This window comes from Virgibacillus halotolerans, assembly GCF_016908515.1.
In the GTDB taxonomy this organism is placed as follows: domain Bacteria; phylum Bacillota; class Bacilli; order Bacillales; family Amphibacillaceae; genus Virgibacillus_M; species Virgibacillus_M halotolerans.
On sequence record NZ_JAFBEA010000006.1, the window covers coordinates 211,634 to 226,210 of the forward strand.

A 14,577-nucleotide genomic window follows, 5' to 3' on the forward strand; every position below is an offset into this window, starting at 1 on the left:
AATATGACAAATATATCTCAGAAATAGCAAAGAATGAGCCTTTTCTGTTTCAAAATCGTATGAAATTGTATATAATGTAAAAGAGTTCAGCTATTCACTGATGTACTAACTAAATATATAGGTACATATGAAATAAATTCGACTGAAAGGATGAATTGAAATGAAAGAACAAACATTTAAAATTACTGCTGAAACAGGAGTTCATGCTCGTCCAGCTACATTGTTGGTAAATAAGGCAGGACAATATGAATCAGAGGTTGAGGTTTCTTACAATGACAAAAAGGTAAACCTTAAATCGATTATGGGTGTTATGTCATTAGGAATTCCAAATGGCGCAGAGATTACAATTACTGCAACAGGCGGCGATGAAGAAGATGCACTTAAAGGTGTATCAGAAGTTATTAAAGAGCATTTAGGAGAATAAGTAGGTGAAAGCTAGAGTATTAAATACCTCTAGCTTTTTATTTTTCGATAAGGCCCCGCTTCGAGTTCTGTTAATTTCTGTAAGGCAGCATGATTATATGCTGTATCTTCAGCAGAAAGTTTATCTTTATATAGCGCTATAGCCTGCTGTAATGATTGAGCGTAATCTGGAACTTGTCCGTCGAACGGATGGACTGCCGCTTTTTTGACATTCATTTTTTCATGGTTGGCTAAAGCCTTTCTTGCATGGAAAAATACATCTTCAACGGCGCCATAATTATGAATATCTCCTTGTAATGGGTGTTTCTGAACAGCCAATACCTCAACTAAGTAACGGTCACCCCGATCCTCCTTTACTTCTCCGATATAGGTTCCGGAATTATAGTGCGCACGCACGATTTCCCCAATAGTAACCTCTGCCATGTCATCAACCCCCTTATAGGTATTGTCGCAAAAATGTAACAGATTAGCGAACATTTACTATCCATTGTTTAGTAAGCAGGAAAACTTTGTTATAATGTAAGTAGAAGGACGTGAGCGACCATGATGGAATTCCTTTATTTCCCAGAGGATAAAACAGAATATATCCCAGCAATCATTACATTGGTAATTTTTATGATAATGGCAGCAATAGCCATGTATTGGGTTATAAAAAGGTCTAAAAAGGAAGAAGAAACATTTAACGAAAAATATCATCAAGGTGAATATAAAATCAAAGAAGAAACACAGCATACTGATAAAAGTAAATAAGTAACGATTCCTCCAAGGCATTGGGGGATTTTTGTTTTTAGGTTTATCCATCGGGCATGTTGTGGATACTAAGCAATAACAACATGAAAAAGGAGAAACCAATATGCGGTTACTTTCTATCTTTCTTATCTTAATATTAGTTTCCTGTCAAAATCACACACCATCAGCCAAAACCATAGACATGTATAATGCGGCAGGGGATATGGTTGGTACGGCAAAATTGACAGAGCAGTCTGAAGGCGTAAAAGTGGAGATCAAAGTTGAAAATTTAACACCTGGATTTCATGGAATTCATGTCCATGAGTTTCCGAAATGTAAAGCACCTGATTTTAAAAGTGCCGGTAATCACTTTAATCCCGAAGGAAAGGAACATGGCCTGATGCATCCAGAGGGGGCACATTTAGGGGATATGCCGAATGTTGAAGCAGATGAAAGTGGACTTGTTGACGGGGAAATAATCATACCAGAGGCAACGCTACTTGATGGCAATAAATCGATCGTACAAAAAGGCACAGCACTTATCATTGATGAGGACAAAGATGATGGTGTGACGCAACCCAGTGGAAATACAGGTGCCCGTATTTTATGTGGTGAAATAAAACCGGAATCTGAGGAAAAGGCAAAAGAATCACCAACAGACCCAACAGATACGGAAGATCAAGAGGAGGAAGATTAAAAAACGATCTTAATTAAGATCGTTTTCACCAAGCCTAACCTATACGTTTCTGTATGCGTTATTTTTATCGCAGTTTGGGGTGCAGTAAAACTCCTACTAAATAAAGTCTCACCTTATTTGCATAGCATGTACGTTGCAGGTGTAATGAAGGTTCAGGAAGGATGTATTATCCGCCTGAACCTTTGTTTCTTCTATCTATTGCTAACAGCATCAATGATTCGGTTAACGCCTTCCTCTAATGTTACTCTTGGACAGGCGATATTCATTCGCATAAACTGTTTACCTTCATCACCATAAGCAATTCCTGGATTGAGACCCACTTTAGCTTTTTGAATCATAAAGTTTTTCAGTTCTTCGTCATCCATGTTCAACTCGCTACAATCAATCCATAATAAATACGTACCTTCAGATTGAATTACTTTTAATTCTTTTGCATGGGCTGCAAACATCTCAGATACGTATTTTTGATGATCTTCAAGAACGGTTAATAGTTCATCAAGCCAAGCTCCACCGTGCACGTATGCAGCTTCTAATGCCGTATTTCCCATTGCATTCAGTCCGCCAATGCCTTGCTTGCTAAATAGCGTATTTAATTTTTTTCGTTTTTCTTCATTGGTCGTTACGATAAATGAAGCATCTAGTCCCGCTAAGTTAAACGTCTTTGATGGAGCCATACAGGTAATCGTTTTATCAGCAACTTCATCGGAGATTGTTGCAATCGGAATCTGGTGCTGTCCTTTAAATACAAGGTCACCATGAATTTCATCAGATAAAATTAATACATCATATTTTAAGCAGAGTCTGGCAATCTCACTTAATTCATCATGCGTCCAAACCCGTCCAACCGGATTGTGTGGAGAACAGAAGATAAATGCCTTCACACCTTGCTTCAACTTTTCCTCAAAATCGGCAAAATCGATTGTATAGGATTGATTTTCATACACTAATGGATTTTTAACAATTTCTCTGTCATGCTGTTTGATCACATTATAAAAGGGTGTATATACAGGAGTTTGAATCAAAATTTTATCTTTTGGTTCTGTAAATGCCTGAACAGCCATGTGTAAGCTTGTTACAACACCAGGACTGAATGATAACCAATCCGGGTCAATCGTCCAGTTTTGACGATGCTTTACCCAGTTGATAACCGCACCTTTGACATCTTCATCAATAACGGTATAGCCATAGATACCGTGTTCTGCCCGTTTTACTAATGCATCATTCACTGCTGCTGGGGCTTTAAAGTCCATATCTGCAACCCACATTGGTAAAACATCCGTTGATTGAAAAACAGGCTCCAGATTATCCCACTTTACGGATCGTGTGTTTTTTCTGTCATGTAATACATCAAATATACTCATACTTTTCCTCCTTGTGCGTTCGACAATCCTATTATAACAAAGATTAATAAAAGTGCATGGGAAGCTGTTTAGGGAAATAAAAAAAAGCAAAGCGTTTTAACGCCTTGCTTACAGGGGGAATACGAGAAAGTCTTACATTGATAGTATTACCCGTATGGAAAAATTATAAACACAACTTGGAAAAACTTTGAAAAAAGATTATAATCTTTTTTCTAATGCTTCTTTTTCTTCTTCAAATCCAGGTTTACCAAGTAGGGCAAACATATTTTTCTTATACGCTTCTACACCAGGTTGGTCAAAAGGATTCACACCTAATAAATAACCACTGATGGCACATGCCTTTTCGAAAAAGTAAACAAGATAGCCAAATGTATAGGCATCCAGTTTAGGCACTTCAACAATTAAATTAGGAACATCCCCATCTGTATGCGCGAGTAAAGTACCCTGGAAAGCTTTATCATTAATTTCCTGCAGTGTTTTTCCAGCTAAATAGTTAAGTCCGTCCGAATTGCCTTCATCTAATTCTACTGTGATATCCTTTTTGGATTGATTCACATGTAAAACTGTTTCAAACAGATCGCGGCGTCCGTCTTGAACGTATTGTCCGAGCGAATGAAGGTCTGTTGAAAAGTTAGCAGAAGATGGATAAATCCCTTTTTGGTCCTTTCCTTCACTTTCGCCAAATAATTGCTTCCACCATTCTGCAAAATATTGCAGGTTAGGTTCATAATTAATCAGCATTTCAATTGTTTTTCCTTTATTATATAAAACATTTCTTACAGCCGCATATTGATATGCCGGATTTTTATCAAGTGCAGGTTCTGCTAAATCATCCATGGCAGCTTGTGCACCCTGCATCATATCATCAATGGAAATACCACTTGCTGCAATTGGTAATAAACCGACAGCAGTTAATACAGAATAACGTCCACCAACATCGTCTGGGATGACAAATGTTTCATATCCAGCTTCATCTGCAACCGTTTTTAATGCACCTTTTTCCTTGTCGGTTGTTGCATAAATGCGTTTTTTAGCTTCTTCTACACCATATTTATCTTCTAGATATTTCTTGAAGATACGAAAGGCAATCGCTGGTTCAGTAGTTGTCCCACTTTTTGAAATGACATTAACCGACACATCTTTATTTTCCAACACCTCAAATAGCTCATTCATGTAGGTGGAGCTCATGTGATGACCAACAAAAATGATTTGTGGGGCTTTCCTTGCCTCTTTAGAAAGCAAGTTTTGGAAGGAATGATTTAGCATTTCCAGTGCAGCACGTGCACCTAAATAAGACCCACCGATACCAATGACAAGTAGGACATCAGAATCCTGTCTGATTTTTTCTGCACTTGCTTTTATACGGGAAAACTCTTCTTTGTCATAAGATTTAGGTAAGTCAATCCATCCTAAATAATCGTTTCCAATTCCGGTTTTCTGATGTAGCGCATCGTGTGCGGTTTGGACAAAACCTTGCAAATTATCCAGTTCCTGTTGATTGAAAAAGGCAAGCGCCTTATCATACGTAAATGAAACATGTGTCATTGTTATCCTCCTATGTAAACTAAACTTATTTACACTTTACATTACCCATTTTAGTGTGTTAAAGCAAGAAAAAAATATTAAAAAAAGGTAAACATTGGATTGTCCTGTTTGACAGGCACCAAAATTTACCTTCTTTCTTACTTCTTAAATGTACCTTCACGCGCTTCCGATTGTTCAATCCATTGTTCAAGTTTGTCTTTTAATGTATTGAATCCAGAAGCATCGTCTTCCTGTTGTTTTACAGGATTACTTTTTTGCGGTTTTGCAGTTTTCTTTGGTGCTTCCTCAGTCGCACGAATAGATAATGATACTTTATTATTCGCTTCATCCACCTTGAGCACTTTTACTTTTACTTCATCTCCGACTGTTAAATGTTCGTTAATGTCTTTGACATAGCCATGTGTAACTTCAGAAATATGAACCAACCCTTGAATTTCATCGTTTAAAGCAACAAAAGCACCATACGGTTGAATCCCTGTTACTTTACCATCTAAAACTTGGCCGGTCTCAATTTTGTCTGTCATGCTGAACAACTCCTATACCATTTTCGATTCTTTTTACACAATATAATATTTTACCACAATTTTTATCATCTAGCAAAATAAACAATAGTTATTGTCAGTGTTTACCAGTTAGAAAGTGTGACAAAGATATCACCCTTTTTTAAAATAAAGTCTGCAGGTGGATTTACTTTATATTGTTGATCGCGAATCAGACCTAAAAGCAGGTGATGCTTTTTTAGAAGTGTTCCTGAAGCGGTTAAGAATGTTTGCCCCTCAAATTCCTCTGATAGAATCGTATGAAAAAATTGCTGGTTACCTAATATTTGCAAGATATCTTCAAAGGGTGTGGCCGTTTTTGTGTGTGACAGTTCATGAAAAAATAAAGCACTCATAAAGTCATTCGATCGAATAATAGTAGAAGCACCGGCACGTAAGGCATTTTCAATTTGTGTTTTTGCTAAGATTTCGGCTACAATCTGAATGTCCTCGTTATTCCCCCTAATTGCCACGGTAGTGAGGATTGTATAGATGTCTGCTTCCCGCTCCTTTTTAGTAATATTTGCAGTGATCAGTACCCTTTCGGCCTGAGCAATATTAGCCCGCCTTAAGATTTCATCTTCGGTTGCATCTCCGTGGATGAAGTGTACCGGATATTGTTGGAAGGTAATATGTTGTAAGGTATGATCAATTAAAACAATTTTCATATTTGGATCGACATCTACAATCATATTGATTAATTGTTTGGAGCGTTCGTTCCATCCGATAATGATCACGTGGCGCGCTCCTTTAAAGGCGAGCTTACCGAATTCCAAATCTTTTTCATGCTTCATGGTAGCTGCGGATAAAGAAGTGATGTAGAAGGCTAAAAACCCCCCACCAGTCAGAATGAGCAGAATGCCGATGACTCTACCTACCACCGTTAGTGGTATGAAATCGCCATATCCTACAGTTGCACCTGTTACAAATGCCCACCATACACCGTCAAAAATAGTGGGAAATTGCTTTGGTTCGATAAAATGGATGACACTTCCGAAAAAGAGCATAATTAGAAAAACAATGAATAGCAATCTGATTACAATAGGAATACGGAAATAAATCCGCTTTACGAGTTTGATCGTCATTTTCTCACCTGACATTCGATGTTTTATTTGCAGTATTGCCTAAGATCTCAGTAGGTTATACTATGTGAGAAGCGAAGAAGCTGACAGGTGTCTGTCAGCTTCTTCGCGAATAGCCATTAAATATCTTGTAATGTTTGCTTCAAACTCATATACACGTCATCCCAAAACGCTGTATTGCTACGGTACGATTTCATCATAAACAAAATCATTTCATTAAATTTCACCTTGTAATCAGCTGTATCCTTGGCGGGCAATTTTTTATTAGCGCCATCAACAAATTGCTGGATTTTTTTAGTACGAGGACCCCATTTTGCTACCTCATTTCCGTTTTCGTCGATAAAAACAAAGATGGGGATGGAGCGGGACTTCCCGTTTGTTAAATACTGATCCATTAATTCTAAGTTTTGGTCACGAAGCAGCATGCGAACATTGATGTTTGATACTTCTGCAAGTCGTAGAAGGATAGGGATATTTAACATCGCATCTCCACACCAATCTTCTGTTAGCACAATGACGCGAAGCTGTTTATCCTTTATTTCATCGAAAAGTTCTTTTTCATCCGGTATTTTAAAATTGTCGTAAATGTGCAGCAAATTTTCTTTGTGTTTATCCATTGATTCAATATACGTATCAGGGGACATTGCTTTTTCATACCAGTCGTTTAAATTCATTTATTATCGCTCCTCTATTCCTGTTCACTTTATGTTAAAGTTTACCCATTATCGTTGCACAGGTAAACAAATGTGCTCTTGTTATTAATTTTAACGTGATTGGCGTATAATTTGCATGAGATACAGTTTAGAGGAGGATAATGAAATGGAAAAGGCAAATCAAGAATTTTTACTGGAACTATTACAAACACCATCGCCATCAAGTAATGAGATGGCCATACAGAAAAAATGGATGACCTATGTGAAGGAATTCGCGGATGAAGTGCGAACAGATCATGCCGGGAATGCAATTGGCGTACTTAATCCGGATGCATCTTTTAAAGTACTACTCGCTGGTCACTGCGATGAAATTGCACTTGTCATCAATCGAATCGACGAGGATGGTTTCTTGCATTTTGATAAAATGGGTGGCATCAACCCGAAGGCAGCAGTTGGTATGCGGGTTCAGGTCGTGGGAACGGACAAAACCATTACCGGTGTTATTGGTGTGAATGCCCAGCATCATGGTGGGTTGAAAAACGACTTTGGGTTGGAGGATTTATTTATCGATTGCGGTTATCAGACCAAAAAAGAAGCAGAAGCACATGTACAAATTGGTGATTTAGCTGTCTATAAAACCTCTCCCGAGATCTTGCAGGATCGTTACCTGGCAGGACGGGGATTGGATAATCGGACAGGACAATTTATTGTTGCTGAAGTACTGAAGCGTCTTGCAAAAACCGGCTGTAAAGTTGGTGTCTACGCGGCTAGTACAGTTAATGAAGAAACAAACATGGGAGGAGCTTATTTCGCTGCGGCAGGTATTGCTCCAACAATGGCACTTGCTTGTGACGTGACGTTTGCGACCGACTATCCGGGCGTCAATAAAAATAAACATGGCGATGTTCGTTTAGAAGGTGGCCCCGTACTGGCAAAAGGAGCACCAATCAACATAAAGATAAATAAATTATTAGAGCAGACTGCGAAAGCGTTAAATATGAATGTACAATATGAATTAACACCGAGGATGACAGGAACAGACGCAGATGAAATGCGTTTAACAGGACAGGGCGTACCCGTGTCACTTGTATCTTTGCCTTTACGGTATATGCATTCCCCTGTTGAAACAGTTAGTTTACGGGATATAGATGAAGAAATTGAATTATTAGTATCTATGATAGCGGGCTTAACAGGCGAAGAGAGTTTAAATCCTTTAGAAGATTAATCCGGTTGAACAGGCCTTCCTTCCTCCAATGAGGCTGGAAGGCTTTTTTACATCTTGATGACATTATTTCAATAAATAGGTACGTTGTATTAGTTAATGATTTTAAGATGACAATTACCAAGTCTTTAATCCTGCTTTTTGTAAAGAAAAACCCGCCTAAAGCCCCGCGTTTTCAAGTAAATAGAAAATACAGCTGTAATATTATTTTTTTACTAGGTTATATGATTCATTTTTAAGTAGGTAAAAAGATAGGTGAGCCGAAATGATTTTCTAGTATCCTCTGAAACCCTTGTTCCTATTAGATCGCATCAAGTGTTTAATCACTTGTTGGGATGGTGAACCATGAACTAAAAGTGGAAAAAATGGAACTAATCTATCAATTATGAAAACTTAACTTTAATTCGACGAAATATGACATTTTCCGCGTCTCTAACCAACTATACTTACAATAACAACGCAGATTCTACAAACGAATCACTTCCAGCCGGCAATAAATATTTATTGTGGAAAAGGGGGGGGAAGGAATTTCTATGTCTTTTAAGAAGATGACATGATGTTGCCTGCTGCGTAAAAAGAATGCTTTAAAATTGTATGGGGAGGGGAAAAGTTTGAAGACTAAGAAAAAACGTCAAATCAAAGCTTTTAGTATTGCAGCTTCATTTCTGATGACCTTTTCTTTAATTGCACCGGTCGTTTCCAGTGCGGAATCGAATGGAAAGTTACATCAATCTGTAAATGAAACCCAAACGGCAAAAGTTAAAGTAAGTGATCGTTTACTGGATGAATTTAAAGACGACGAAAAAGTTACTTTTTTAATCAAATTCGGTGAAAAGGCAGATGTGAAGAAAGCAGCTGCAGATGCGTTATCTTCAGCTAGTAAAGCAAAATTATCTGCCCAGAAGTCGACCCTGATGCAACGATCGGCTGTCATATCCGAATTAAAAGCAACTGCATTAACTTCGCAACAAAATGTAAAACAGTTTTTGGAAAAAGAGGTCGATAACGGTAATGCGGAGTCGATCACTGCTTATCATATCGTAAACGGTATGGCAGTTACAGCGACAAAAAAAGTAGCTGAAAAAGTAGCAACTTTTAACGAAGTGGAAAAGATTTTACCGAATGAAACGAGACAATTACTCAATCCGGTCGAGGAAGTAAAAACATCTGAAGCACCTGCTGCCGATGATGAAATTGAATGGAATGTTGACCGCGTTGGTGCACCGGCGGCTTGGGATACGGGTATTGATGGATCGGGAACAGTCATTGCAAGTATAGACACAGGTGTAGAGTGGGATCACCCTGCACTAAAAGAAAAATATCGTGGCTATGATGCAGCAACTGGTGAAGTGGACCACCAATTTAGCTGGTTTGATGCTACAGCAGGCGAAGATGAACCATATGATGATTTGGATCATGGTACACACACGATTGGTACAATGGTTGGTGGAGAAGAAGATGGCTCTAACCAGGTTGGGGTAGCTCCAGGTGCCAAATTTATATCTGCGAAGGCATTTTCAGCGGCTGGCGGAACTGATGCGGATCTATTGGCAGCAGGACAATGGATTTTAGCACCGACCGATGCTGATGGAAATGAACATGTGGAAATGGCTCCAGACGTGGTAAATAATTCATGGGGTGGTGGGCCAGGTCTTGATGAATGGTATCGGGATATGGTTATTGCTTGGAGAACAGCCGGCATTTTCCCCGAGTTCTCTGCGGGTAATACAGATTTATTTAACCCAGGTGGACCAGGATCTGTTGCGTCACCCTCAAATTATCCGGAATCATTTGCAACCGGAGCAACAGATAGTAACGATATGATTGCCGACTTTTCATTGCGTGGACCTTCTCCATATGATGAAATTAAACCGGATATTTCGGCACCAGGCGTGAGCATTCGCTCTTCCTTGCCGGGAGGCAGCTATGGCGGAATGAGCGGTACATCAATGGCTGGCCCGGTTGTTACAGCGGTGGCTGCAATGTTACGTCAAGCTGATGCCAATATATCAGTTGACGATATGGAACAAATTTTATTGGATACGGCAACAGCAAGAACCGATGATGAATATCCGGAATCACCAAATAACGGGTATGGTTATGGGCTAGTTAATGCATATGATGCGATTTCATCTATGCAGGACGGGCTTGGAACCTTAGAAGGACAAGTTACAAAAGTGGGTGAAGATGATGAAGCCCCAACGTTTGAACATGAAGGAATTGCAGAAGCATATGCTGGCATGGATTTAGACTTAACGATTCAGGTCAGTGACAATATCAGTATTGCTAAAGTGGCATTAAATTATGAGAATCAAGATGGAGAGACGCAAACCGTGGAAGCTTCACGTATCTCCGGAGATTTTAAAGATGGTGAATATGCTGTGACCATCCCTGGAGAAGACATTGGTGGTGACTCCTTAACATATTCATGGCTAATTAACGATTTTGGTAATAATGAAGTAACGAGTGATGACTATGTTGTTGAAGTGCTCCAAGGTATTTCAGTAGGGTACAGCGAAGACTTTGAGTCTACGCCAACAGGATGGACTTCTTTTGGGGAAAATGACAGCTGGGAGTGGGGCGAACCAACGTCAGGGCCTGGTAGCGCAGCATCTGGCGACAAGGTTTATGCAACCAACCTTGATGGCGAATATGAAGCTAATACAAATGCAACCCTTGTCATGCCTCCGGTAGATTTGCCTGAAGGAGATGCCTTCCTGCAGTTTAATCAGTGGCATGAACTGGAAAAATATGATTCTGGAGGCGCTTATGACTTCGGTCATATAATGATTTCTACGGATCAAGAAGAATGGGAGCAACTTGCAAGATTTGAAGGTTTAACCGATGACTGGGAAAACGTTGAAATTGATTTATCGGATTATAGCGGTGAGCGGGTATATATTGGCTTTAATCTGACTTCTGACATTAGTGTCAATAAGGATGGCTGGTATATTGATGATGTAGAATTAACGGACGCATCCAGCAACAGTACTTCAGTTGGATTGCATAAAAATGAGTCCGGAGCAAAAGCGCAGGCTGGTAACCAAATAAGTCCGTTCAATATGGGCTTAGGTGTTATTCATGCTGATGATCAAGCAACGGCGCTAAAACCTGAGGTAAATCCAGACAAGATACAACCTGCAATGCCAAAAGAAAAAGAACCAGTGAAGGGTGAGGAAATTAGTCCGGCCGCACTTCCATTAGATGCACAGGTTAGCGTTATTGAAAGCGGACGTTCCGTAAATACAAATCCTGAAAATGGATCCTATTCACTGATGCATGCTGCTGGAGAATTTACTGTGCAAGCAGAAGCTTACGGTTTCCATTCGGACGAGCAGCCGGTCAATATTGAAAAAGACAGTACAACGGAAGCTAACTTTACACTAGAGGAAGAAAATCAGTATACAGTTAGTGGAACCGTTACAGATGAGGCATCTGGTGAAGCAATTGAAGGTGCTACAGTGATGCTGATCGAAGATGCTAATGTCACACCTGTTGAAACCGACGGAGCCGGGAATTATGCTCTAACCGCATATGAAGGTATGTACACATTAAAAATATTGGCAAGAGATTATCATGGACAGGAAATGGAAGTGGACCTCAGTGACGGAGATGTTGAGCTAAATGTTGAACTTGAGCCATTTTACACGTATCCAGGTGGAGAAATTGGTTATGATGATGGATCCGCTGAGAATGCCCGGGCATTTTATGATGCAGGCAATGGCTGGGCAGTTAAAATGTCCTTGCCAGAAGGTAAAGATAACGCGATTGTAACAGATGGTGTATTTAAGTTCTGGAATGAGGAATTCCCTGTTCCAGGCGGTACAGAATTTGCAGTAGAGGTTTGGGATGCTTCCGGTAAAGATGGTTTGCCGGGTAAAAAAATTGCAGGCCCTATCGAAGGTGAAGCGGTTCGAGATGAAACAGACTGGACAGCTATTGATTTAAGTGAACATGCAATTACCGTCGATAGCGATTTTTATATGGTATATATCCAAACGGACGCCAATACAGGGGCACCCGGTTTAGCTACAGATGAAAGTAGCCCGAACGCTGAAAGAAGTTATCAGTATGTGGGTGGTTCATGGGAGCAATCACCAGCCGACGAGGGTAACTATATGATTCGTGCACGCGTGAGTTATGAAGTTGATGCACCAGTCATTACTTCTCCAGACGATGGATTGTTAACGAATGAATCAGAAGTCAATGTGGAAGGTACAGCTTCACCAACCACTACGATTCAGTTAATGAACAACGATGAAGCGGTTGAAACCACTGAAGTTGGGGATGATGGTAAATTCACCTTCCCTACGGTGTTAAAAGAAGGGGAAAATGAGTTTACAGCAGTTTCTACAATGGATGGAAATCCAGTAGGGGAATCTGATCCTGTTACAGTAACATTAGATACAGAAGCGCCTGATTTAACGATTGATAACCCTAAAGAGGGCGATAAATTAAATCGTGAAACTGTAACGGTTGAAGGTACAGTAGCAGATGATCACCTTGACTTTGTAGAGGTAAATGGCCAAAAAGCAAAGGTGGAAGATGGAAGCTATTCTAAACGAATCTTGCTTGATAACGGTAAAAATGACATTGAAGTTGTTGCACAGGATGAAGCGGGGAATAGCACATCTGTTGGTGTTAACGTACAGGTGAAATACGATGCACCTGAAATAGAAAACTTAACCCCAACGGAAGATGTGACGGTTGCAGTTGGTGAAAGTGTGAAGGTGGAATTTGATAGTGAGCCAGGATTAAAGACAACATTCTTTATCCAAATGCCACTAACAAATGCCAAAGCCAGTACTGCCAATGCGACAGAACTCCCGATGATGGAAACATCTGAAGGGCATTATGTAGGATATTGGACAGCCACGAAGAAAGCTTACGCGGAAGGGGCGGTTCTTGAAGTAAAAGCCGTGGACGACTTTAAGAACGAAACCCGTAAGCAAGCAGAAGGTAAATTATTTATTAATGTTGATTGATAAATGAGGCTTTGCCCATTAATGAAGATTTGAATGGAGGGTATGTATCGGCATATGATGCTAATACATACCTTTTTTTGGTTGAGAAACAAATGCATTGCAAGTCATAAAAAATCATGTATAATAATAGTTAATAAAAGAATAATCGATTCCACTTCGGGGCAGGGTGTAATTCCCGACCGACGGTAAGGAGCTTTATCGCTTCAAGTCCGTGACCCACAAAGCATCTTGTTGCTGCGTGGTTGATCTGGTGCAATGCCAGAACCGACAGTTAAAGTCTGGATGGGAGAAGAAGTCGAGCCGTAATTTGGTGCACAAGCACCTTTATTTTCTGTAGAATTTATAACCCTAAAGCCCCATTAGGCTTTAGGGTTTTTGTGTACTTTTTTATTGTTGAAGTACGAAACGGAAAAGGCTTATCCTTCATCACGAGATGGGAATCGATTCAAGATGAAGGGGGAGAATGATGATGCAAAGCACAAATAGGCATTCATCAAAATTATTAAAACTTATCATTCTATCATTAATGGGTACTATATCACTTGTATTATTTTTCTTGAATTTTCCACTACCGTTTTTACCACCATATTTAAAAATTGATTTTAGTGACGTACCTGCTATGATGGCGGCATTAATCTTTTCACCAATGGCCGGGGTAATTGTTATTGGTATTAAAAACGTACTTTACTGGTTAGTATCAGGTGCAGGCGATCCAATTGGTGTATTGGCTAACTTTGTTGCCGGACTAATGTTTGTTGTTCCAGTGTCAATTCTTTATCACAAGTTTAAAGGTGTGAAAAGTATTATCACCGGATTGATTACCGGAACAGTCATTATGGCGCTTGGCATGAGTGTGTTAAACTACTTCTTTATTTTACCTGCTTACGGTTGGTTCATGGGCTGGGAGATGACGGAACAAGTTAAATGGACATCAGTACTTGTTGGTATATTACCGTTTAACTTTATTAAAGGGATTGTTGTCAGTCTGTTATTTGTTCCTTTATTCATGAAAATGCGTAGCTGGATTGAACAGAAGCAGGCAAAAGTTGCCGCATAGGAAAATGGAAGAAGACTCTCTACTGGGTAGGGAGTCTTCTTTGTTCGCAAATAGGAAAGTATAGACTTTTCTATCTGCAGCATATCAGAATTTCTTTCTAGTGCAAATATTTGAGCCAATTTTGTCACTTAAAATCTGTGTGTGTAAGTCTGAACTATTTGAATGTGTGGACACTCGCCCGCGGAAAGCGCAGTATGTTCGAAGATGCGATGGTAGATCCGCATATTATAGTGCTATATTTTACTTTTTCAGTGGCCTCGAGCGTTAACTCAAGGAGGCTCATT

12 protein-coding genes and 1 riboswitch are annotated in these 14,577 nt (G+C 39.6%); of the genes, 6 read left to right on the forward strand and 6 right to left on the reverse strand.

Annotated elements, in window-relative coordinates; translation table 11 throughout:
• The first annotated feature begins 160 nt into the window (after positions 1-160).
• Entirely contained in the window at positions 161-424 is a 264-nt protein-coding gene (locus JOC34_RS15130; RefSeq protein ID WP_205137604.1) for a phosphocarrier protein HPr, read from the forward strand.
• 29 nt (positions 425-453) lie between these two features.
• Here the strand turns inward: JOC34_RS15130 and kapB are convergent, their stop codons facing one another.
• Entirely contained in the window at positions 454-846 is a 393-nt protein-coding gene (gene kapB / locus JOC34_RS15135; protein ID WP_205137605.1) for a kinase-associated lipoprotein KapB, read from the reverse strand.
• 120 nt (positions 847-966) lie between these two features.
• Between kapB and JOC34_RS15140 the strand changes: the two genes are divergently transcribed.
• Positions 967-1,173 carry a hypothetical protein gene (locus JOC34_RS15140; RefSeq protein ID WP_205137606.1) on the forward strand — a complete coding sequence of 69 codons (207 nt, stop codon included), beginning with the start codon at positions 967-969 and terminating at the stop codon, positions 1,171-1,173.
• A gap of 103 nt (positions 1,174-1,276) precedes the next feature.
• Entirely contained in the window at positions 1,277-1,849 is a 573-nt protein-coding gene (locus tag JOC34_RS15145; protein ID WP_205137607.1) for a superoxide dismutase family protein, read from the forward strand.
• A gap of 191 nt (positions 1,850-2,040) precedes the next feature.
• Here JOC34_RS15145 and JOC34_RS15150 read toward each other — a convergent pair whose 3' ends face one another.
• From JOC34_RS15150 to JOC34_RS15170, 5 genes are all read right to left on the reverse strand, one after another.
• The gene (locus tag JOC34_RS15150) at positions 2,041-3,210 is read right to left on the reverse strand and encodes a MalY/PatB family protein (RefSeq protein ID WP_205137608.1); all 1,170 of its coding nucleotides are present in this window, start codon (positions 3,208-3,210) and stop codon (positions 2,041-2,043) included.
• 198 nt (positions 3,211-3,408) lie between these two features.
• The gene (locus JOC34_RS15155; RefSeq protein WP_205137609.1) at positions 3,409-4,755 is read right to left on the reverse strand and encodes a glucose-6-phosphate isomerase; all 1,347 of its coding nucleotides are present in this window, start codon (positions 4,753-4,755) and stop codon (positions 3,409-3,411) included.
• A 137-nt stretch (positions 4,756-4,892) separates the two neighbouring features.
• Positions 4,893-5,279: a S1 domain-containing post-transcriptional regulator GSP13 gene (gene yugI / locus JOC34_RS15160; protein WP_205137610.1), complete on the reverse strand. Its 387-nt coding sequence runs from the start codon at positions 5,277-5,279 to the stop codon at positions 4,893-4,895.
• A 101-nt stretch (positions 5,280-5,380) separates the two neighbouring features.
• The gene (locus tag JOC34_RS15165; protein ID WP_205137611.1) at positions 5,381-6,379 is read right to left on the reverse strand and encodes an ion channel; all 999 of its coding nucleotides are present in this window, start codon (positions 6,377-6,379) and stop codon (positions 5,381-5,383) included.
• 116 nt (positions 6,380-6,495) lie between these two features.
• Entirely contained in the window at positions 6,496-7,050 is a 555-nt protein-coding gene (locus JOC34_RS15170; RefSeq protein ID WP_205137612.1) for a thioredoxin family protein, read from the reverse strand.
• Positions 7,051-7,195: 145 nt separating this feature from the next.
• Between JOC34_RS15170 and JOC34_RS15175 the strand changes: the two genes are divergently transcribed.
• The 3 genes from JOC34_RS15175 to JOC34_RS15185 all read left to right on the forward strand — a co-directional run bounded on the left by JOC34_RS15175 (position 7,196) and on the right by JOC34_RS15185 (position 14,293).
• Positions 7,196-8,254 carry a M20/M25/M40 family metallo-hydrolase gene (locus JOC34_RS15175; protein WP_205137613.1) on the forward strand — a complete coding sequence of 353 codons (1,059 nt, stop codon included), beginning with the start codon at positions 7,196-7,198 and terminating at the stop codon, positions 8,252-8,254.
• Positions 8,255-8,862: 608 nt separating this feature from the next.
• Entirely contained in the window at positions 8,863-13,236 is a 4,374-nt protein-coding gene (locus JOC34_RS15180) for a S8 family peptidase (RefSeq protein WP_239544459.1), read from the forward strand.
• A 148-nt stretch (positions 13,237-13,384) separates the two neighbouring features.
• Positions 13,385-13,534, forward strand: a riboswitch (FMN riboswitch).
• Between the two features lie 171 nt (positions 13,535-13,705).
• A complete protein-coding gene (locus JOC34_RS15185; protein ID WP_205137656.1) occupies positions 13,706-14,293 on the forward strand; it encodes an ECF transporter S component in 588 nt (195 codons plus the stop codon).
• Positions 14,294-14,577 lie beyond the last annotated feature (284 nt).